The organism is Neobacillus niacini (assembly GCF_048572935.1).
Classification (GTDB): Bacteria; Bacillota; Bacilli; order Bacillales; family Cytobacillaceae; genus Neobacillus; species Neobacillus niacini.
The window spans coordinates 2,286,483-2,306,107 of record NZ_CP183883.1 but is presented as its reverse complement, the minus strand read 5'-3'; the positions used below and the strand labels follow the sequence as shown (position 1 = coordinate 2,306,107).

Sequence of the window (19,625 nt, the reverse complement as noted above, 5' to 3'; positions counted from 1 at the left end):
ATAGCCGTAGAAATTCCGCTTAATTAGTAATTAGTATAAAAAAGGCTAAAATAGACGGAAAGATTCCGCCTATGGGCTCGAAAAATTGGAAAATGGGGGTTTTTGCTTTGCTTAAGCGGAAAATCTCCGCTTATTATACTTTTGCTGGTTACTCGATTAAAGACGATACATCTTAACTAAAAGAGAGTGAGTTTTTTCTTAAAACGGAACCCTTTACTATCATTTAGGTATCCCTGCTTTTTGCTAGAGCTATTCGTCTTCTTTAAAAAGCTCATGAAGAAATCTCTTTCTATTTTCTAAAAAGTATTTTGTTATGCTGTAATGGTCTGTGTCTTCATAGTTAATCTTGAAAATTCCACCATTGTCGAAGCTATAAATGTCTGCTTCCGGATAACCCAATAGAATAGGAGAATGAGTAGCAATGATGAACTGGGAATCACCTCGTGTTTCGAGGTCATGAATGATTTTTAAGAGGGTCAATTGCCTTGCAGGTGATAATGCAGCCTCCGGTTCATCTAACAGATAAATGGCTTCCCCATTAAATCGGTTTAAAAATAGTGACAAAAAAGATTCTCCATGCGATTGTTGTAACAATGATTTCCCGCCGTAATCTTTAAATCCGTTCTCATCCACCTCATCAATATGGGTAGCAAAATGATAAAATGATTCTGCACGTAAAAAGAAACCATTCGTTACTTTTGGCATCCAGGAAAGCCTTATGAATTGGCTAAGCTCAGAATCTGTTTCATAAACATCATAAGAATTATTTCTTCCGCCGCCAGCTGTATTAAAGCCACATTTGTCCGCTATTGCTTCTAATAAAGTAGATTTACCCGACCCATTTTCTCCTACAAAAAAGGTGACGTTCCTTTCTATTTTAATCTCATCAAGGCTCTCAATTGCTGGTATGGAAAAGGGGTAAAGGTTAAAGGTTGGAATCTTTTCTTTTAATATTGTCACTTTTTTTAAAAACATAATATTCTCCTACTTAATAAAATCTTATGAACACCATTTTACACCATTAACGCAAAAAAGCAGCCTTACTTTTTTGCAAAGCTGCGCACTCTCCTTTTGGCTACTGTTCTCCATAATAAGGTTAACAAAAGAATTGTCATGCATCACACCATATTTTTCCCATAAAAAATTTCATCCATTTCTAGTTTTATTCTTTCGGTAATTTCAATTAACTCTTCTGGTTGTAACGTTTCTTTCTTATAGCCAAATAAATAATTGTTTAAATCAAAGTCGCGGAGTTTACACTTTGTATGGAAAATATTTTCTTGATACACATTTACATCAATCATGTCGAATAGTTCGCCAACGTCCTCAGGTATATAATTCTGAATTGAGCTGATTTCGTGATCAATAAATAATTTATATCCATCCTTATCTCTTGTAAATCCACGAACACGATAATCTATTGTCATCACGTCAGTTTCAAACGAACGAATCAGATAATGCAGGGCCTTAAGCGGTGATATTTCCCCGCACGTTGATACGTCAATATCCGCCCTAAAAGTGCTGATTCCTTCATCTGGATGATATTCAGGGTATGTATGAACCGTGATATGACTCTTATCTAACTGCATAACAACCGATTCCGGCAACGGTCCTGGTGATTCCTCAAAATGCTCTGACGGAGCATTTTCGACTGGCCCCTCTGATACGAGAAGCGTTACACTTGCTCCAGCCGGTTCAAAATCTTGACTTGCAACGTTTAATACATGAGCCCCAATAATATCAGATACATGTGTTAATATCTTTTGCAGTCTTTCGGCGCTATATTGTTCATCGATATACTTTAAATATGCCTCACGCTCTTCCCTTGATCGTGTATAACAAATATCGTACATATTAAAACTCAATGATTTGGTCAAGTTGTTAAAGCCATGTAGTTCAATGGTCTCTTTGTGTGAAAGTTTCATGCAGCTTCCCCCTTTTGGATTTTCAAATGCGTACAGAGTAGTAAATATTTTTATAATACCCATTTTTTTAATTGTTACTTATATAAAAGTTCCCTTCAACTATTATTTATAATAATTATAATTTAATATTTACTTTTAAATGATATATGTTATAATTATTACAGATAAGAAATTAGGAGGAATGAAACGATGACACAAACATTGACACTTGAACAAGTGATGAATCAGCAACTCGCAAACTGGAATGTATTATACACAAAGCTCCATCGTTTTCACTGGTATGTAAAAGGACCACACTTTTTCACTTTACATGCGAAATTCGAGGAATTATATGAAGAGGCTGCAGGAACGATTGATGAATTGGCCGAACGTTTATTAATTGCAGGTGGAAAGCCAATTTCAACATTAAAGGAATACATCCAATATGCCTCTATTGAAGAAACTTCTGAGAACCTGACCACAGAAGAGATGGTACAAAATGTTGTTAATGATTTCTCGCAGCTTATCTCTGAATTAAAGGTAGGTAAAGTGGCTGCCGAACACGAGAATGATGAGGTAACAAGTGACATGTTCACAGAATTAATTGAGAAACTAAGCAAACATAATTGGATGTTAACATCCTTTCTTCAAGCGTAAAAAGGACAAGGCGACTGTCGCCTTGTCCTTTTTACTTTACTTGATAATTCCTTAGTAGCTCTATTTCTTCATCCGTTAATTCTCTATACTCCCCTAATTCAAGGGTCTCATCAAGAGGTAATGGTCCCATAGAAATTCGCTTCAAATAGACTACTTTTTTTCCTACTGCTTCAAACATTCTTTTTACTTGATGGAACTTCCCCTCGGTTATCGTCAGTTCGATGTCTGAACGAATACCAGACTTCAAAATTTTGAGCTCACCTGGTTTTGTTTCGTACCCATCATCAAGGGTGACTCCCTCTGCAAATGCCTTTATGTCTTCCTGTGTTACTTCCTGGTCAATCACCGCAAAATAGGTCTTCGGAACATGTTTTTTGGGTGACAACAGCCTGTGGGCTAATTGCCCATCATTTGTAATCAGTAATAAGCCTTCGGTATCCTTGTCTAATCTCCCGACCGGAAACGGCTCATACACTTGGTCCTCTAATTCCAATAAATCGATAACTGTTTCCTGAGCACTGTCCTCTGTTGCTGACAGTACGCCTTGAGGCTTGTTCATCATTAAATAGATAAATTCTTTATACTCAATTACTTCACCATTTAAGGTAACATTTTGTTTATTTGTATCTACATGCTGTTTTGGATCTTTCACGACCGCGTCGTCAATCTTAACAGCTCCGGTTTTTAATAGCTGCTTTACTTCTTTACGGCTGCCAAAACCTAAATTAGCGAGCATTTTATCGATTCTCAAAGCGTCATCCTCCTTCATTTTTAGGAGTTTAATTGGTCAATCTTAATTTCTTCTTTATTCGGTCAACCCTGTCTCCAAATAGTCTGTTTACAAGTCCTGATTTTAATCCTAGGTAAAAATAGATAACAGCCCCTACGCCTGCACAAGCAATGATCATTACTAGTGATTGAAGCTTTGTTTCTGGAGTTAGAACTAACAATAGCAGCTGATAAACGATTTCAGTTCCTGCCAACATGATTCCAGCAAAAATAATGATTAACAAGCTTCTTCTCCAAACAAATAAGAATGGATATTTTGCATAATTTTTTATAACAAGTAATTGGATCACAATCGCTCCGATGTAGCCAAGGGCCGTTGCGTACACCGCGCCTCTTGTTTCAAACATAGTAATGAGAGAAATATTTAGCGACAATTTAATCAATAATCCTACTAATAAGCTTAATACAGTCCATCGTTGTTCATTAATTCCCTGCAGAATGGAACTCGTTACTAAAAATAATGAAAATAGAATACCAACTGGGGCATATGCTCGTAGTACTTCGAATCCAAGCTCCTTATGCTCATAAAATATAGTGTAGATCGGCTCTGCTAATATAGAAAGTCCGATCGCTGCCGGCAGTGTTAAGAACAATAAGACCTGAAAGGTTTGATTTAATTGCTGTTTTAACGCTTTCCGATCCCCCTCTACAAATGCCTTCGTGATACTTGGAACCAGAGCCAATGAGAATCCTGTCGCAAGAGAAACAGGGATAATGACGATTTTATGTGATTCAAAATTTAAAATAGAGAAAGCTGCCTCCGCCGCCTTATAACTATTACCAATCTCCTCCATGGCACGGGTAAAAGTTACTTGATCAATGGCTTGAAATAATGGATTGGCAACCCCAACAAATACAAACGGTGCTGCATATATAATAATTTCTTTATAGATTTCCTTTAATGATACCTGTACAGTTCCTTTATCGTGTTGAAGCAGCTGGTCTAAATATGGTTTTCGTTTATACCAGTACCAAAATAAAACGACTAAACTGCCAATGGCCCCCACAAACGCAGCAAAGGTCGCCACACTAACGGCTGTTACTATACTTCCATTTAAAAAGTTTATGACGATATAGGCTCCTGCAAGTGTGAAGGTAATCCGAACAATTTGTTCAACCACTTGAGAAACAGCAGATGGTCCCATTGATTGATGTCCTTGAAAAAATCCCCTAATTAAACTCATAAATGGGATAACAATCAATGCAAAACTTACCGCACGGATAACGGTGATGATATCGTTTACCCTTGATTCGACATCATCTTTATCTGAGATGATCATGTCAGCTATAAGCGGTGCTGACAAATACAAAATTAAAAAGGAAACGATACCCGTTAAAAGCATCATAACTAGTCCAGATTTGAACAATCTCCGCCCAACCGCATATTCTTCAAGTGCGTTATACTTTGAGATGAATTTTGAAACAGCAAGCGGTACACCAGCTGTGGCTATACTAATAAAGATCGTGTAGGGTATGTAAGAATACTGGTACAACGCTGTTCCTTCTGAGCCTACAATTTGATAAAAGGGTATAACATATAATAAGCCAAGAACCTTGGATATAATGGTACCCAATGTTAAAATAAACGTTCCTCTTATAAGCTTCGACGACATAAGATTAGGATCCCTTCCCAGTGAAGAAAAAGTTTGTGCGCGTATGAGCAAACTTTTGGTAAACACATTTTTGCACACTATTAGTAGTTTACATCTCTTTTTGCTTCGATGCCACTAACAGCCGTGCTAAATTTCGTAAAATATGTTTATAATGGTAAGAATGTGCAAGAAATGAATTTATATAAAGTTGGTGGAAGTATGCAATACGATGTTGTGGTAATTGGCGGGGGACCATCAGGTTTAATGGCTGCCATTGCTGCTGGAGAAAAAGGTTTAAACGTCCTATTAATTGATAAAGGAGACAAGCTTGGAAGGAAGCTGGCCATTTCCGGCGGCGGCCGCTGTAACGTTACAAATCGTCTCCCTGTTGAAGAAATCATTAAACATTTGCCTGGTAACGGGAAATTTTTATACAGCGCTTTTTCAATTTTTAGTAATGAAGATATAATCAAGTTCTTTGAAAAATTAGGTATTGAATTAAAGGAAGAGGACCATGGCAGAATGTTTCCGGTCTCGGATAAAGCACAATCAGTAGTCGATGCACTTTTGGACCAGCTAGAAAAGCTTAAGGTGAAGGTTTACACGAATAGCCCGGTTGCGGAAGTTGTTTATAAAGATGGTCATGTTTCATCGGTAAAATTAAAAAACGGACAAGAGATATCTGCTAAAGCTGTTGTCATAGCAGTCGGCGGTAAATCTGTACCTCATACCGGCTCAACTGGAGACGGCTATGTCTGGGCTGAAAAAGCCGGACATACCATTACGGAACTGTTTCCTACTGAGGTGCCGGTCACCTCAAATGAACCGTTTATTAAAAATAAATCTCTCCAAGGTTTGTCATTAAGGAATATTGAGCTAAGTGTGCTAAATCCAAAAGGAAAAGCGATTATTACTCACAGGATGGATATGATTTTTACCCATTTTGGGCTTAGTGGTCCAGCAGTCCTCCGCTGCAGTCAATTTGTGGTGAAGGCAATGAAGAAATGGAAGTTAAACGAGGCTACCATGAGTCTGGATGTAATCCCAGATAAAAAAGAGGAAGAGTTTTTTCAAGAGATCGTGAGGCTAGTAAAAAGTGAGCCAAAAAAAAGCATTAAAAACACATTAAAGGGCCTGGTCCCTGAACGTTATCTTTTGTTTCTGCTGGAGCGAAATGAAATTGACCCTTCAGAGCAAGGGGCTACGATTTCAAATGAGAAAATTCGCGCCTTTGCGAAAAGCTGTAAACAATTCTTAATAAAGGTAAATGGAACCTTGCCGCTGGAAAAAGCATTCGTAACTGGCGGGGGTGTCTCCGTGAAAGAAATCGAACCGCAGACAATGGCTTCAAAAATGATGGGAGGTCTCTACTTTTGCGGTGAGATTCTTGATGTCCATGGCTATACCGGTGGCTATAACATTACTTCGGCTTTAGTAACAGGGAGACTTGCTGGGACAAACGCGGCGTTATCCGCAAAAAAGACATATACAAAACCCTAGTCCTAATGACTGGGGTTTTGTATATGGGAAGTCGACCCTTTTAATCTCTTTTTAAATAGAAGTCCTAATATAAAATATAGTAATGGTAACCCAACAGCAATCGACATGGCAATGGTTACCCAGTAGGTTTCAATGTAATGGATGGCACGGTGATGGTCAAGAACAATCCAATATCCCCAAGCACTAAGTACAAGGGAAACAGGAATAATAATCGGCTTGTACTCTTTCAAACCAAATACCTTTTGGACAGAGATGGTAGCACAAAAAAAGGTCATCATTATCTGTGTAAGAGCTGATAGTGAGAAAAAGGCAATCATTATCATTTCATAGCGATGAATAAACAATCCAATTTCAGCACTCCTCGCCATTTGCATGCAAGATATAATATATTGTCCGGTAACTTCTGCAGTTAACACTCCCGCCTCTAGTATCGGCCATAGAACAATAAAAAGCCCGCCTAACAGAATTCCTGAGGTCCCTGAACGCAGCCAGGTAGTGCTATCTTTTACTACTGGAAGAATGACCATAGCCATCATCGTTGCCATTGCCCAATCCGTATTATTATGTCTGCTTGCCCAAATATCTGACACAAGTCCAAACCTGAATACAGGCATAAGCTCTCTTATATCAAATTGATTTAAGGATCCCAAAATAATTAAGATATTTAACATTAATATTGAAAATACGCCAATTAATGCCATTCTCCCAATTACTTCAATCCCATGATATAATGCGTAAACACCAATAATTAAGCCTGCAGCAACAAATATTAAGGTAGGGGCTTCTGGTAAGAAATAATCCTTTAAATGATAGATTAGTGTAGTGAATACAGCACCAGTTGCACCAACGAAAAACAAAAATACGACTAATCCTATTAACTTTGCAAACCACTTCCCTAGTAACAATTCTCCATGTTCAAAAATGTTAAACTCCGGAGAGCGGCGCATGATAAATATCGTAAAAATCATCATTATACACCCTTGGATGGATGCGAAAATAGTGGAAATCCACAAATCTGATCCTACTTCACGAGCCATTGAACCTTGGGTTAACCCAATTGCCTTCGCATATACCATATTAATAATTAACGCCATAAACATTCCATTGGAAATCCTTACTTTCATCTACTTCAACATACCTCCTGATTCTTTTGTAGGCTTTTTTAACAAAACAGTGTCAACGACTTCAGACTTGATATGTATATTTGTAGTAACTGTGGGGAAAATTTCTTCCCATTTCGGACCTATTGTTCTCCATTCAACTGGATAATGATTCAAAAAAACCTTTCCTAGCTCAATAAAATCAGACTTATACTCATTTTTAGCCTTATCAAGTACGGCGGTTAATTCTTTTTTCACAGTTATATTCATTTGGTGTTCCAGTTCTTTTACTTTCTTTCTATCATCTAATGAAATTGGACAGGCTGCTTCTACAACACTTGCATCTGTCTCATAATATATATCAAATACAGGTTTTTTATCTTTAAGAGATGGTTTTACCTTGAACTTTTGATTTTTAAGTTCGACTGTCAATTTTTTATCTTTATCGTCAGGACATTTTAAAATTAACACCCCTGTATCAAGCGGTTCAATAAAAGGGAGTATCCGCCTCACTTCCACTGGTTTCAAAATCCCGACTAATTTATCATCCTTAAAAACTCCTGCTCCAGCTAGTTCAATTTGATCAACTGAGCCTGCCTGACCAGGCTTTTTATTTGAAATGCCTCGATTGATTAACAAGGCTCTAGCTAAAATAGGTTCCGAACTTTCACTTAGATAGGCTGCCTGAAGTTCCATCATTTGGGTTCGTGGAGCTTGTGTGGAGATGGGCGTGTATCTAAATAATTTATCAAATGCCTCCCCAGGTACCGTTTCTAAACCTGTCATAGTTGAAACTACGGTACTAGCTTTTTCAGGTGTAACAACAACCCATGTCCTCATCCTTAGTTCTGGGTTCCTTGTAAAAAAATCAATAATATCCCTTATGCCTTCTCTTGCTACGTCCTCATTAATAACTATTATAAAGTTGTGTGCCCAAAATACTCTTCTTGAGGAAAACGTGGATAGGTTACGTATGGCATGAAAAATAGTTTCTCCTTCTGCAGATGCTGACCAGATAGGATCACCGGTTTGTCCTGAAGGAGCTCCGGTTTGTCCTCGTGCGTCAGCAGGTCTAACAACTTGAATCGTTACTTTTTTCCATCCTTTCTTCTTACCCTCATCTATCCCTACAGCCATTACCAGAGCTAAATCCCCCAATTCTCTTTTTCCTACTTCACACGCGCTTAACATCAAGACAGTACATATCGATAAAAATACAATAAATTTGGGAGACAATAGGACCCCTCCTTTACTAGCTGTTAACTATCATTAATTATTCTTTTGGGGGAGGTTGTGGCTTTTGCTTTCTATTAGTTCTTTCTTCTTTTTTCCCTTTAGCTAAATTAGGAAGTGTGTTCATTTTCCACCAAGGCACACGGATAATGGAGTCCTTTTGATCAGATGGCTGAAAAGGTGAAACAGGAGCCAAATAGGATTCACCAAAAGAGCGTAAGGATAGCGCGTGAATGGCAAGTAATGTAAATACCACCGAAAAGCCTAACAATCCTAACGTACCAGAAGCAATTAATAAAGGAAATCGGACTAATCTAATTGCAAATGACGCTGTATAATTAGGTATTGCAAAAGAAGCTATCCCCGTTGTAGCGACAACAATTACCATAAAAGGGGAAACAAGACCTGCTTGGACAGCAGCCTGACCAAGAACCAAAGAACCAACAATACTTACAGCTTGACCCACTGGTTTAGGCATTCGCAATCCTGCTTCCCTCATCAATTCAAAACTAATTTCCATTAGTAATGCTTCTAGTAAAACAGGAAATGGGATAACATCTCTCCCTGAGGCTATTGTTAATGCAAGTGAGGTAGGTATCATTTCTTGGTGAAAACTAACCAACATCACATAGATTGACGTAAAAACAAGACTTATAATAAAGGCTAAATAACGAATCATTCTAAAAAATGAACCAACCATATACCTAGCGTAATAATCGTCACTAGCCTGTAAAAATTGCCAAAAGTAAGTAGGTACGATAATTGCAAAAGGAGAATTATCTACAAAAATAGCAGCCCTGCCCTCCAAAATTGCTGCCGCCACCTTATCAGGTCTCTCGGTGGTCTGGACAGTGGTAAAAGGGGATAATGGCGCATCTTCAATTAGTTCTCCTATATAACCCGAATCGATAATGGCATCAATTTTAATTTTATCCAATCTTTCCATTACTTCATCTACTAAACCCGGTTTAACTTTGCCACGATGATAAGCAATATTGATGGTTGTCTTAGAACTTTTTCCAACAGTCGTTGACTTAAATGAAAGGAGAGGGTCTCTTATTCTTCTCCTAACAAGTGCTGTATTGGTTCTAATATTCTCAGTGAAACCATCTCGGGGTCCAATAACTACCTGTTCTGTTTGAGGCTCCGACACAGACCTTTCAGACCAGCCTCGTGTCGAGACAAGAATCGTTTCCTTACATTTATCTATAATGAATAGTGTATCGCCTGAAAGAATTGCCTCGATAGCTGCCTCGACCTTAGTTAGTAATTTAAGGGCATGGGAATGCAGGATATGCTTAATGATCCTATCAGGTAAGTTATTGTATAAGGTAGTTACGTCCAGATCTCTTAAAAGCATAGGAGCTTGATAGATGAAAGAATCAATAACTGTGTCAATTTTTGTATCATTAACCAATCCATCAATAAAAAAGCAAACAATTTTTATATCCTTCTGCTCGTGAAAATAAAATTCTCTAATATTTAAGTCTGTATTATCTACGAGAATGTCCTGTATTAATTGTTTATTATCTTGATAACTTGTTGTGAAATTTTTTGAAAGTAGTTCTTCTATAAACTTTTCCATACTTAATCGACTCCAAATTTCGACATTTTAGTCTTGTTACACTTTATATCCAAACCAATGTTCATATATTCAAATTTTGGGTATTAAAATAAACTCAACTGCCGAGAATGGTGGAATGAAAGGTTTTTAAATGGAGTTGTGGGGATAATGGACTTTTATCATAATTGGTTCTACGAATATGTGTTAAATACGGAGTGGTTTTTATGGATAGTTGTTGGGGCAATTTTTAGTATTAACATTATTGGACCATTGTTTCTTTGGAGGATTACTAGTAGCAAAACAAAAACAGATGTTACGGACGCTGTTGACTCAAAAGAAAACTCCTAACGGGCTAACAGCTAGCTGTCAAGCCCGATAGATAATCATTGCTGAAAAACAATAGATTTGATCTTCCTCTTCATCCTCTGGTAATGCAGCTACATTATATTTAATATCGAGCAATTTCTTTTCATCAAGTCCCCTTAAAAAACGGTTCATTTCCTTTTCTAAATCTTTTTCGTGTTCACGGTCGAACAATTTAACCTGAATCATTTGACCCCTCCTTTTGGTTTTCTATCATTCTTCCCACTTTTTCTGAAAATTAAAAATTATATGTATAAAAAAAACGATTCCTCTAATGGAATCGTTTATTCTACATCTCCTGGCCATGCAAGCATTCCGCCGATCATATTACGAACTTTATAGCCCTGATCTTGCAAGTAGGAACAGACATTTCCACTACGAGCACTGGAACGGCAAATAAAGATATATTCCTTCTCTTTGTCAAAATAATCAAGATTAGCAGGAATCTCACCCATGCGGATATGCTTTGCACCTGGTATCATTCCCTGTGCTACCTCTTCGTACTCACGAACATCGACAAGATCGAGTTTCTCCCCTTGTTCGAGCTTCTTCTTTAATTCCTCTGGTGTAATAACCTGAATTTCTTCCATCTTTCTCACCCCTATGTTTGATTTCCCCCTGTCTACCAGGGGGATCCCAATTAATTAGCTACGATATTAACAAGTTTACCAGGAACGGTGATGACTTTACGAATGGTTTTCCCTTCAATTTGTTCCTTCACTCGATTATCGTCCATTGCAATACCTTCTAATGCTTCCTTGCTGGCATCTGTCGGTACTTTTAACTTAGTTTTTACTTTTCCATTAACTTGGATAACAATTTCAACTTCATCATCAACTAATTTAGCTTCATCATAAGCAGGCCATGTTTCATAAGAAATGGTACCACTATGACCTAACTTTTCCCAAAGTTCTTCCGCAATATGTGGTGCAACAGGAGCTAGTAATTTAACAAATCCCTCCATATAATGCTTAGGAAGAACGGTTGCTTTATTTGCCTCATTAATAAACACCATCATCTGTGAAATCGCCGTATTAAATCTTAAGCCCTCATAATCCTCGGTTACCTTTTTCACTGTTTGATGGTATACCTTTTCTAAATTAGAAGCTTCTTCATTCTCTTGAATTTTTGGATTTAAATCTCCACTTTCCTCCACCATCAAACGCCAAATTCGATCAAGGAAACGGCGAGATCCATCAAGACCATTTGTAGACCAAGCAATAGAAGCATCAAGTGGTCCCATGAACATCTCATATAAACGAAGTGTATCAGCTCCATGGCTGTCAACGATATCATCAGGGTTTACAACATTCCCTTTTGACTTACTCATCTTTTCATTGTTTTCACCTAAAATCATTCCTTGATTGAATAATTTTTGGAATGGTTCTTTCGTTTGGACAACACCAATATCATATAAAACTTTATGCCAAAAACGTGCGTACAGTAAGTGAAGAACCGCATGCTCTGCACCACCAATGTAAACATCAACTGGAAGCCAGTGCTTTAATTTTTCAGGTGAAGCAAGTGCTTGATCATTTTTAGGATCAATATACCGTAAATAATACCAGCAGCTGCCTGCCCATTGTGGCATTGTATTTGTTTCACGACGACCCTTCTTGCCGGTTTCAGGGTCAACCACATTGACCCAATCCTCTATCACTGCAAGCGGTGATTCACCAGTTCCAGAAGGTTTGATATTGGTTGTTTTCGGTAAGGTTAGTGGCAGCTGATCTTCAGGAATTGCTGTCATCGTGCCATCTTCCCAATGAATGATTGGAATCGGCTCACCCCAATAACGCTGACGGCTAAACAGCCAATCACGTAAACGGAATGTTACTTTCTTTGTACCGATTTCCTTCTCTTCCAACCAGGAAATCATCTTAGTGATTGCTTCTTCTTTATTTAAACCATTTAAGAATTCAGAGTTAATATGTTCACCATCACCAGTATAGGCTTCCGTTTCGATACTTCCCCCTGCAACAACAGCCTTAATCGGAAGGTCAAATTGTTTAGCGAATTCATAGTCGCGTTCATCATGTGCAGGTACCGCCATAATGGCTCCTGTGCCATAGCTTACTAATACATAATCAGCAATCCAGATTGGCATTTTTTCACCATTAGCTGGGTTGATTGCATAGGCACCAGTAAAAACTCCTGTTTTCTCTTTCGCAAGGTCGGTTCGTTCAAGGTCACTCTTTGTTTTTACTTTATCTAAATATGCATCAACTGCTGCCCGCTGCTCCCCTGTTGTGATTTTATCAACAAAAGAATGTTCAGGAGCAAGTACCGCATACGTAGCACCAAACAAAGTATCTGGGCGAGTTGTAAATACCGTAAATGTTTCTTCATGTCCTTCAATGTTAAAGGTTACTTCAGCACCCTCAGAACGGCCGATCCAATTACGTTGCATTTCTTTAAGACTTTCTGGCCAGTCAAGCTCTTCTAAGTCCTCAAGTAAACGATCACCATAAGCTGTAATTTTTAACATCCACTGTTTCATTGGTCTACGTTCAACTGGGTGACCACCACGCTCACTCTTACCATCTATGACTTCTTCATTTGCTAACACTGTACCAAGTGCTGGACACCAGTTAACAGCAACCTCATCAATGTACGCAAGCCCTTTTTCCCAAAGCTTCAAGAAAATCCACTGCGTCCATTTATAGTATTCTGGATCGGTTGTATTTACTTCTCGATCCCAGTCGTATGAGAAACCTAATGATTTAATTTGTCTGCGAAAGGTGTTAATATTCTTTTCTGTAAATTCTGCAGGGTCGTTTCCTGTGTCCAGAGCATATTGCTCAGCAGGTAAACCGAAGGCATCCCAGCCCATTGGATGTAAAACATTATAGCCCTGCATTCTTTTTAACCGTGAAAGGATATCTGTAGCCGTGTAACCTTCTGGATGTCCAACATGAAGTCCCGCCCCTGATGGATAGGGAAACATGTCTAATGCGTAGAATTTTGGTTTATCAAATTCTTCACTCGTTTTAAATGTCTTTTCAGTTTCCCATTTATGTTGCCATTTTTTCTCGATATGCTGATGATCGAAACTCATTGTCTATTCCTCCTAAAAAAATAAAAAAACCCCTCATCCCAAAAGGGACGAGAGGATTATCTATGTATCTTCCCGCGGTACCACCCACATTAGTGTTGTAAACACTCGCTTCATTCATCCTTAACGCGGAATACGGCAAACATTACTGTTCCTTTCATGTTTGCAACTCATAGGCGAGTTCATGATGTACCCCGTTGACTTGCACCAGCCGTCAACTCTCTATAGACAGGTATGAATCATTACTACTCCTAATCAATGTTATTAATTATAAAAAGTATTACGGTTATTGTATTAAATTTCCCAACAGTATGCAAGTAACTTTTACCTAAAACAGTTTGACCCAATCATATTATTTTTAAACATAAAAAAAGGCTCCTTAAAGGAAGCCCGGAAAATAGGTTTAAGATAGTTTTACTTTGAATTTCTTTTCCGTTTTCAATATACGCTCATACGTTAAAGTCGTTATGATTGCAATAACGAATAGAGCAATTAAGACATAAAATAGTGCAGACATACTATAGACGTCAACAAGAATTCCACCTAATAATGGTCCAATCATTCTTCCTCCAGTAGCAGTACTATTGACAATCCCCTGATAAAACCCTTCGCGCCCCTCTGGTGCTAAGTCAAACGCAATTGTTGGTACAGCAGGCCAAATAAACATTTCCCCAATCGTCAAAATAATCATCGCTACTAGAAATCCTGAAAATGCGCTAGCATTTCCCGCTACTAAGAAAGAAACAATAAAAATAGCAATCCCAATTAAGATTTGCACCTTAAGTGTGGCAGCAAGATGCTTAAGCAAGCCATTTAATAATGGCTGGCCAAGAACAATTAATGCACCGTTAATAGTCCATAATAGGCTGTACTGCGATAATGATATGTTAATTTCCTGTGTATAAGAAGCAATTGTTGTCATCCATTGAACATAGCCGACCCAGCATAACAAATAACCTAAACATAAAATCAATAAAGAATAAAGATTTTTTCGCCCTTTTACAAGTGCTGTATCCTGAAGGATATTCGCTGGTTTAGCCGAAACAGTTGAAATCCCCTTATAGCCAAAAATAGCGATTAGCAAAAAGATCATATACATAACGGTGTTAGCAAGGAAGATTAATTCAAATGAGTAATCGGCTAGGATGCCGCCAAGTGAGGCACCGACCGCTACCCCAAGGTTTTGTGCAATATAAACGGCATTAAATGCTTTACGTCCGCCTTCCTTCCAAACCATCCCCGCCATCGCATACATAGCAGGAAAAGTGACCCCACTACCAAATCCAATAATGGTAAGGAAAACAATATATTCTGGCCAGCCATGCCAGAACGTTAACCCTACAAGAGCTGCAAGGGATATACATATTCCAAGGAGAATAGATTTATAGCCGCCGATTTTATCAAAAAGACTGCCTCCATAAAGATTACCAATTACACTTGCTGCTGAGTTTAGCATTAAGACAACGCCGGCAATCGATAAAGACTTCCCTAAATGATCATGAATATAAATTGTATTTAAAGGCCATAAAAAGGAATTACCAGTTACATTAACTGCCATCCCAATAATTAATAGCCATAACGCACGCGGCATGAAAAACGCTCCTTTACGTTCACTAATTTCGGATTCCAAAAGATATTGTATTCCCATTCATGATTCTCCGCAATCCTTTACTAAATTGTTGTAAAAATAAAAAAAAGGCCTTTATAAGGACCTCTGGAATCTTAATTACCATTATCGTTTTTTCTTTTTGTTATCAACTACTAGTTTATTTTTGTTTTGGACAGGCTTTTCAAAGAAAAGGTGTACATGAACGTGTGCGTCATCCATGGATGCAACGCTAGATACTTTCCCTTTACGACCTTTAATCACAACATCTTCTCCCGCAGAAGGGACCCTTCCAAGCAGTTGATTTAATAGTTCGTTTTTATCTTCAAAGAAATGGACAACAAACATATTGGTCTCTCCATTCTTATGGATTGGATTCTCCCTATAAAATATTTTCTCATAGGGAGAATTAGACCAAGAATAATAGTGGATAAGTCTATTTTTTTACCACTGGCTGCTGTGCAGGGAAGTAGCTGTTTACAGCATGATCCTTTTTCTCCTCGTTTACCGATTCGGCTTGAACAGCTTTTTTAACTTTTTCAATTTCTGCATTAAGTTCTTCAATGCTGACACCTTTTTTCACCAGCTCTTCCGTTGCTAGGCGAATGGCATTGTTTGATTGAACAATCGATTCCCTTAATGAATCCATCGAACCTTGAGGATTATGGAATCCAGAAGAGTTTTCAGCCGCAATAATATCCCAGAACCATTGCCCCTTACGTACAAATTCTTGAGCCTGCTTAATCTTGTCTTGGCTGACTCCAGAAGTAATCATCTTATTAATATAATAGTGAGCGGTTGTTGAGATTTCCTGTGCCTCATGTAGTGCACTCACGTTAGCTTCTTGGATTTCAATTACACGATTCTTTAATTTATCTAAATCTCTATCACCATGGCACTGTCCGCAAGATGTATTCATTGTTTTGAGTGGTGAGGTCCAATAGTGTGAGGTTATTTTTCTCTTTCCATCTACACGCTCATAAGGCATATGGCAGTCTGCGCAGGACACATCCGCCTTACCATGAGTTCCAGAAGAATGTGTTTCATATTCAGGATGCTGCGATTTTAACATTGGTGCACCAGAGATATTGTGAACCCAATCTTTCTCAAACCCTTCCTCTTTAGCAACCGTATTATAGTATTTATACATGTCTTCTGGCTTAAAGCCCTCTGACCATGGGAATGTAACTTCACTGTTGTCTGCTGCAAAATAATACTCTACATGACACTGACCGCAAACATAGCTTCGCATATCATTTTTAGTTGGATTAGAAGTATCGATTCCTTGCGCTTCTAAGGCTTTATAGAAGCTTGGGCGTGTCACACGTAGATCCATAGTTTCGGGGTCATGGCAGTCAGAACATCCAATTGGTGAGTGTCCCATTGCTTCCCCTTTCGGCCAAATTTCTTGATTAAAGTTGGCTCCCCAATAATCGTCGCCCATTTCTTCAATCATTTGAGGTACGGCGGTTGATTTACATGTATAACAAGAACCAACTGATTTATCCGTAATCCGCTTAACATTACGAATATCTTCAAGAGCATAAACATGACCACGTTCTTCATTATACTCTGTCGCAAACCCATAACCATTGAAAAGAACCGGAAGTAATGGCTCTTTATCTGAATCATACTTACTGCGTTTTACTGAACCTCCGTACGTAGTATCTTCCATCTTCTCATTCTTCATATAACTATTATATTGAAGTGGAAAAATCTCTTTAAACGCTTCATTGCTTATTTCATCCTTAGAAAGGCCAGTCGTACCCTTCACTTCCTTAGCACTTGCCGTTTTTTCACTTGCACCATTACTGGAATTGCTGCAGCCAGTAACGATCAGAACAAATACTAGCAGAAGGAGGTATGCCCCATAACGGAACCTATTCATTCTTAAAATCCTCCCTTATTTTTTAATAGTTCACCGGACTTAGGCGGCTGATTATAAGTATCATCTTTAAAGTCACTTCCATGTGGTACTGTCTGGTGACATGACATACAGTTTTCCTTCGCGTCATGTGAGACATTATCTACAGTACTCTTATGACATTCTGCACAGTTTTTATTAATAACTCTCAATGTCCGTGTTGTCGCATAAATTCTATCTGGTATATCTTCCGTACCCAAGGTGTTATAAAAAATATGTGTCATCCCGGCGCGGCCCTTAAAAAATAACTTCCCTACCTCACTCTCATGAGGTAAATGGCAGTCATTACACTGTAATTCTGCATGAGTAGAATCAACAAATGACGTATAAACAGATTTCATTGTATGACAGTTTTGACAAAAACCTGGTGAATCTAGGTAAGCCATTGTTTTAACAGTCCCAAAGGAAAAGAGTACACCGGCTAAAAGAGCACCTAAAATCAAGACTCTTTTATCAATTGCCAGTAATTTTTTAAACGATTTTTTTAACATCCTTTCACCTCCCATAATATAGTTCTTTTTCTCTCTAATTTATTGAATAAAGTACTTTGTACCTTATTACCGAAAAGAATGTGTTGCTAAGCTAATTCTTCCTGCGCCTACTTTTCACAAAATAAATAAATGCACTACCAGCTAGTAATCCCGCTCCACTAACAGCTGCGATAGAAAGGATAGCAGGACTTTTTTCATTGGCCGCGCTGTCAATCGGTTGTTGTTTCTGTGTTTCCATCATCTCGATTGCAGTCGACGTTTCATTACGCTCATACGAAAGAGTAAAACTTTTCTCTTCTCCAGCTTTTAATCCTTTAAAGAAATAGGAGTGAACACCGTCTTCGTCAGCATGAGTCTTTTTCTTTTCTGTTTCTGGATCCATTTTTACATTTTGTGCCTTTAGAGGTTCTATAAATGAAACATTGAACAAGCCAATATTCGTAAAGCTTTTAAATTGGTAAGACACTACCTTCTTTTCTTTTTCAACCATTATGGTATCGGTATAAAATTCAACAACGAATTTATAAACATCATTTGGCTGTATCTCTTCACTTGTTGTCCAAGAAATAGTTCCTTTTTCTTGGTTGATTATGTACTCAATTTCATACACCTTTGATAAATCACTTGAATAATCAGCAACATAGCCAATCCGAAAATTCTGTTCTTCCATCGGCAGCGGCAGTTCAATATGTCCCTTTTGAGGCTGGTCCGAGAGATTCCGCATAGTTCCTTGATAACCAATCAATAATGGAGGATGATCTTTCTTAACATCATTAGGATGGTAAGCGTATTCTGGCATTACCTTTATTGAAAGCTCCTCCAAAGTCAGAATGTTTCGATTCTCTTCTGCGGCGGTAACCACCGGATTTAATATCAGTAAGAACAGGAGGATATTTATGTTAAGCAGTAATTTTTTCATGGTACTTACTTCCTTCCAAATTGTGAACTTTTTGTGAATACATTCACAAGACTCATTAGAACTAAACTTTTAGTAGTCAATTTACATACTTTATTTATCCCATGATACTTAAACCCATTCTGTGACCAAAATCACAAAAAGATATTGAGTTATTTCTAATTTGTGAACGGCGTTTTTACCTTATTTTCACAGTGTTTTTATAGTTTTTTCATTATTAAAAAGACCTTCAACACCAGGTTGAAGGTCTGAAGCGAATTATTAAGATGACTGATCCTTTTCTTGATGAAATTTTGATTTTACCGGCTGACCACCAGATTTTTCATATTTCTTTTTAGATTGTTTAACAAGATCCACATCCTGACCAAGTTCAAGATCCTGATTGTTATTGCCATTGCGGGTTTTTTGTTCAGGATTTTGTTGTTTAGATCGTTTTTTCAAGAAAGATCTCCTCCTCTAAATGCTTGCCCCTCTAAAATCATATTATTTTGGAGCTGTTGAATTTGAAGCCTCATCCGATGGAGTTGATCCCGCTGCTGCCCATTGGCACTATGAGCCATTTTCGCAATATCCTGATAGGTTTGCTCTAGCTGTTGTAAGGCCTGTGTATATGCATCATTGTTGTAATGCTCTTGAAGGCTGCTTTCTTTAAATTGATCCTGTGCGTTACGAATAACATCCTCACATTGCTGCATTAAAGCATCCATTGAAGCACGAGTAGCCATCTAAGGACCCCCTTTTTTTTGGCAAAGGCTATTTCTTAAAGATTGTTGTTAAAATCCTAAAGCCGGTTTTAACGTGGAAATAGTCATTTTGCACTTTTGTATTTAGCTTGCAGGCTCTTTAAAGAGCCTTGGTAAAACACTTCCCTCAATGAGTCAAAGTGCTTCATATCTTATTTTGTTCTCTCTCCCCTTTCCTATAACGTGAT

At 38.0% G+C, this 19,625-nt stretch carries 20 protein-coding genes and 1 other annotated feature; of the genes, 3 read left to right on the top strand and 17 right to left on the bottom strand.

All coding sequences use genetic code 11. The features are described from left to right. Window positions 1-249: 249 nt before the first annotated feature. Window positions 250-975 carry an AAA family ATPase gene (locus ACN6MT_RS10970; RefSeq protein WP_419955878.1) on the bottom strand — a complete coding sequence of 242 codons (726 nt, stop codon included), beginning with the start codon at window positions 973-975 and terminating at the stop codon, window positions 250-252. A gap of 143 nt (window positions 976-1,118) precedes the next feature. Further along, on the bottom strand, window positions 1,119-1,925 hold the full coding sequence (speD, locus tag ACN6MT_RS10965) for an adenosylmethionine decarboxylase (protein ID WP_419955877.1): 807 nt from the start codon (window positions 1,923-1,925) through the stop codon (window positions 1,119-1,121). A gap of 189 nt (window positions 1,926-2,114) precedes the next feature. Between speD and ACN6MT_RS10960 the strand changes: the two genes are divergently transcribed. Then, window positions 2,115-2,561: a Dps family protein gene (locus ACN6MT_RS10960; protein WP_419955876.1), complete on the top strand. Its 447-nt coding sequence runs from the start codon at window positions 2,115-2,117 to the stop codon at window positions 2,559-2,561. Between the two features lie 31 nt (window positions 2,562-2,592). Here ACN6MT_RS10960 and ACN6MT_RS10955 read toward each other — a convergent pair whose 3' ends face one another. Both ACN6MT_RS10955 and ACN6MT_RS10950 read right to left on the bottom strand, forming a co-directional pair. Continuing rightward, the gene (locus ACN6MT_RS10955; RefSeq protein ID WP_419955875.1) at window positions 2,593-3,312 is read right to left on the bottom strand and encodes a pseudouridine synthase; all 720 of its coding nucleotides are present in this window, start codon (window positions 3,310-3,312) and stop codon (window positions 2,593-2,595) included. A 28-nt stretch (window positions 3,313-3,340) separates the two neighbouring features. Then, window positions 3,341-4,963, bottom strand: coding sequence for a putative polysaccharide biosynthesis protein (locus ACN6MT_RS10950; protein WP_419955874.1), 1,623 nt, complete (start codon window positions 4,961-4,963; stop codon window positions 3,341-3,343). 198 nt (window positions 4,964-5,161) lie between these two features. Between ACN6MT_RS10950 and ACN6MT_RS10945 the strand changes: the two genes are divergently transcribed. Continuing rightward, on the top strand, window positions 5,162-6,442 hold the full coding sequence (locus ACN6MT_RS10945; RefSeq protein WP_419956421.1) for an NAD(P)/FAD-dependent oxidoreductase: 1,281 nt from the start codon (window positions 5,162-5,164) through the stop codon (window positions 6,440-6,442). 2 nt (window positions 6,443-6,444) lie between these two features. Here ACN6MT_RS10945 and ACN6MT_RS10940 read toward each other — a convergent pair whose 3' ends face one another. Genes ACN6MT_RS10940 through ACN6MT_RS10930 form a run of 3 tightly spaced genes read right to left on the bottom strand, consistent with a single transcriptional unit; the run spans window position 6,445 to window position 10,360 of the window. Next, the gene (locus tag ACN6MT_RS10940; RefSeq protein ID WP_419955873.1) at window positions 6,445-7,566 is read right to left on the bottom strand and encodes a GerAB/ArcD/ProY family transporter; all 1,122 of its coding nucleotides are present in this window, start codon (window positions 7,564-7,566) and stop codon (window positions 6,445-6,447) included. Continuing rightward, window positions 7,567-8,778: a Ger(x)C family spore germination protein gene (locus tag ACN6MT_RS10935; RefSeq protein ID WP_419955872.1), complete on the bottom strand. Its 1,212-nt coding sequence runs from the start codon at window positions 8,776-8,778 to the stop codon at window positions 7,567-7,569. Between the two features lie 37 nt (window positions 8,779-8,815). Then, on the bottom strand, window positions 8,816-10,360 hold the full coding sequence (locus tag ACN6MT_RS10930; RefSeq protein WP_419955871.1) for a spore germination protein: 1,545 nt from the start codon (window positions 10,358-10,360) through the stop codon (window positions 8,816-8,818). A 147-nt stretch (window positions 10,361-10,507) separates the two neighbouring features. On the opposite strand from ACN6MT_RS10930, the gene ACN6MT_RS10925 reads away from it, so the two are divergent. Then, a complete protein-coding gene (locus tag ACN6MT_RS10925; protein ID WP_419955870.1) occupies window positions 10,508-10,687 on the top strand; it encodes a hypothetical protein in 180 nt (59 codons plus the stop codon). A gap of 18 nt (window positions 10,688-10,705) precedes the next feature. Here the strand turns inward: ACN6MT_RS10925 and ACN6MT_RS10920 are convergent, their stop codons facing one another. The 10 genes from ACN6MT_RS10920 to ACN6MT_RS10875 form a co-directional block, all read right to left on the bottom strand. Beyond that, complete coding sequence (locus ACN6MT_RS10920; RefSeq protein ID WP_419955869.1) at window positions 10,706-10,891, bottom strand: sporulation protein Cse60; 186 nt, start codon at window positions 10,889-10,891, stop codon at window positions 10,706-10,708. Window positions 10,892-10,986: 95 nt separating this feature from the next. Next, the gene (locus ACN6MT_RS10915; protein ID WP_419955868.1) at window positions 10,987-11,292 is read right to left on the bottom strand and encodes a rhodanese-like domain-containing protein; all 306 of its coding nucleotides are present in this window, start codon (window positions 11,290-11,292) and stop codon (window positions 10,987-10,989) included. Between the two features lie 50 nt (window positions 11,293-11,342). Further along, complete coding sequence (gene leuS, locus ACN6MT_RS10910; RefSeq protein ID WP_063252158.1) at window positions 11,343-13,760, bottom strand: leucine--tRNA ligase; 2,418 nt, start codon at window positions 13,758-13,760, stop codon at window positions 11,343-11,345. Between the two features lie 40 nt (window positions 13,761-13,800). After that, window positions 13,801-14,025, bottom strand: a binding site (T-box leader). 135 nt (window positions 14,026-14,160) lie between these two features. Next, window positions 14,161-15,348: an MDR family MFS transporter gene (locus ACN6MT_RS10905; protein ID WP_419956420.1), complete on the bottom strand. Its 1,188-nt coding sequence runs from the start codon at window positions 15,346-15,348 to the stop codon at window positions 14,161-14,163. A 141-nt stretch (window positions 15,349-15,489) separates the two neighbouring features. Continuing rightward, on the bottom strand, window positions 15,490-15,711 hold the full coding sequence (locus tag ACN6MT_RS10900; RefSeq protein WP_419955867.1) for a hypothetical protein: 222 nt from the start codon (window positions 15,709-15,711) through the stop codon (window positions 15,490-15,492). 88 nt (window positions 15,712-15,799) lie between these two features. Then, window positions 15,800-17,251: an ammonia-forming cytochrome c nitrite reductase subunit c552 gene (locus ACN6MT_RS10895; protein WP_419955866.1), complete on the bottom strand. Its 1,452-nt coding sequence runs from the start codon at window positions 17,249-17,251 to the stop codon at window positions 15,800-15,802. A 2-nt stretch (window positions 17,252-17,253) separates the two neighbouring features. Further along, window positions 17,254-17,778 (bottom strand): NapC/NirT family cytochrome c, encoded by a 525-nt coding sequence (locus tag ACN6MT_RS10890; RefSeq protein WP_419955865.1) that lies wholly within the window; start codon window positions 17,776-17,778, stop codon window positions 17,254-17,256. 91 nt (window positions 17,779-17,869) lie between these two features. Beyond that, window positions 17,870-18,697: a hypothetical protein gene (locus ACN6MT_RS10885; RefSeq protein WP_419955864.1), complete on the bottom strand. Its 828-nt coding sequence runs from the start codon at window positions 18,695-18,697 to the stop codon at window positions 17,870-17,872. Between the two features lie 258 nt (window positions 18,698-18,955). Next, window positions 18,956-19,135, bottom strand: a complete 180-nt coding sequence (locus ACN6MT_RS10880; RefSeq protein ID WP_063252150.1) for a hypothetical protein — start codon at window positions 19,133-19,135, stop codon at window positions 18,956-18,958. Continuing rightward, complete coding sequence (locus ACN6MT_RS10875; RefSeq protein WP_419955863.1) at window positions 19,132-19,419, bottom strand: YtzC family protein; 288 nt, start codon at window positions 19,417-19,419, stop codon at window positions 19,132-19,134. Before ACN6MT_RS10875 ends, ACN6MT_RS10880 begins: the two co-directional genes overlap by 4 nt. Window positions 19,420-19,625 lie beyond the last annotated feature (206 nt).

Bases quoted from the DNA above. Each gene is read 5' to 3' on its own strand.
- ACN6MT_RS10900 (WP_419955867.1), bottom strand. From the start codon at position 15,711: ATGTTTGTTGTCCATTTCTTTGAAGATAAAAACGAACTATTAAATCAA.
- ACN6MT_RS10940 (WP_419955873.1), bottom strand. From the start codon at position 7,566: ATGAAAGTAAGGATTTCCAATGGAATGTTTATGGCGTTAATTATTAAT.
- ACN6MT_RS10885 (WP_419955864.1), bottom strand. From the start codon at position 18,697: ATGAAAAAATTACTGCTTAACATAAATATCCTCCTGTTCTTACTGATA.
- ACN6MT_RS10950 (WP_419955874.1), bottom strand. From the start codon at position 4,963: ATGTCGTCGAAGCTTATAAGAGGAACGTTTATTTTAACATTGGGTACC.
- ACN6MT_RS10890 (WP_419955865.1), bottom strand. From the start codon at position 17,778: ATGTTAAAAAAATCGTTTAAAAAATTACTGGCAATTGATAAAAGAGTC.
- ACN6MT_RS10945 (WP_419956421.1), top strand. From the start codon at position 5,162: ATGCAATACGATGTTGTGGTAATTGGCGGGGGACCATCAGGTTTAATG.
- ACN6MT_RS10960 (WP_419955876.1), top strand. From the start codon at position 2,115: ATGACACAAACATTGACACTTGAACAAGTGATGAATCAGCAACTCGCA.
- ACN6MT_RS10875 (WP_419955863.1), bottom strand. From the start codon at position 19,419: ATGGCTACTCGTGCTTCAATGGATGCTTTAATGCAGCAATGTGAGGAT.
- ACN6MT_RS10970 (WP_419955878.1), bottom strand. From the start codon at position 975: ATGTTTTTAAAAAAAGTGACAATATTAAAAGAAAAGATTCCAACCTTT.
- ACN6MT_RS10920 (WP_419955869.1), bottom strand. From the start codon at position 10,891: ATGATTCAGGTTAAATTGTTCGACCGTGAACACGAAAAAGATTTAGAA.
- ACN6MT_RS10905 (WP_419956420.1), bottom strand. From the start codon at position 15,348: ATGCCGCGTGCGTTATGGCTATTAATTATTGGGATGGCAGTTAATGTA.
- leuS (WP_063252158.1), bottom strand. From the start codon at position 13,760: ATGAGTTTCGATCATCAGCATATCGAGAAAAAATGGCAACATAAATGG.
- ACN6MT_RS10915 (WP_419955868.1), bottom strand. From the start codon at position 11,292: ATGGAAGAAATTCAGGTTATTACACCAGAGGAATTAAAGAAGAAGCTC.
- ACN6MT_RS10895 (WP_419955866.1), bottom strand. From the start codon at position 17,251: ATGAATAGGTTCCGTTATGGGGCATACCTCCTTCTGCTAGTATTTGTT.
- ACN6MT_RS10925 (WP_419955870.1), top strand. From the start codon at position 10,508: ATGGACTTTTATCATAATTGGTTCTACGAATATGTGTTAAATACGGAG.
- speD (WP_419955877.1), bottom strand. From the start codon at position 1,925: ATGAAACTTTCACACAAAGAGACCATTGAACTACATGGCTTTAACAAC.
- ACN6MT_RS10930 (WP_419955871.1), bottom strand. From the start codon at position 10,360: ATGGAAAAGTTTATAGAAGAACTACTTTCAAAAAATTTCACAACAAGT.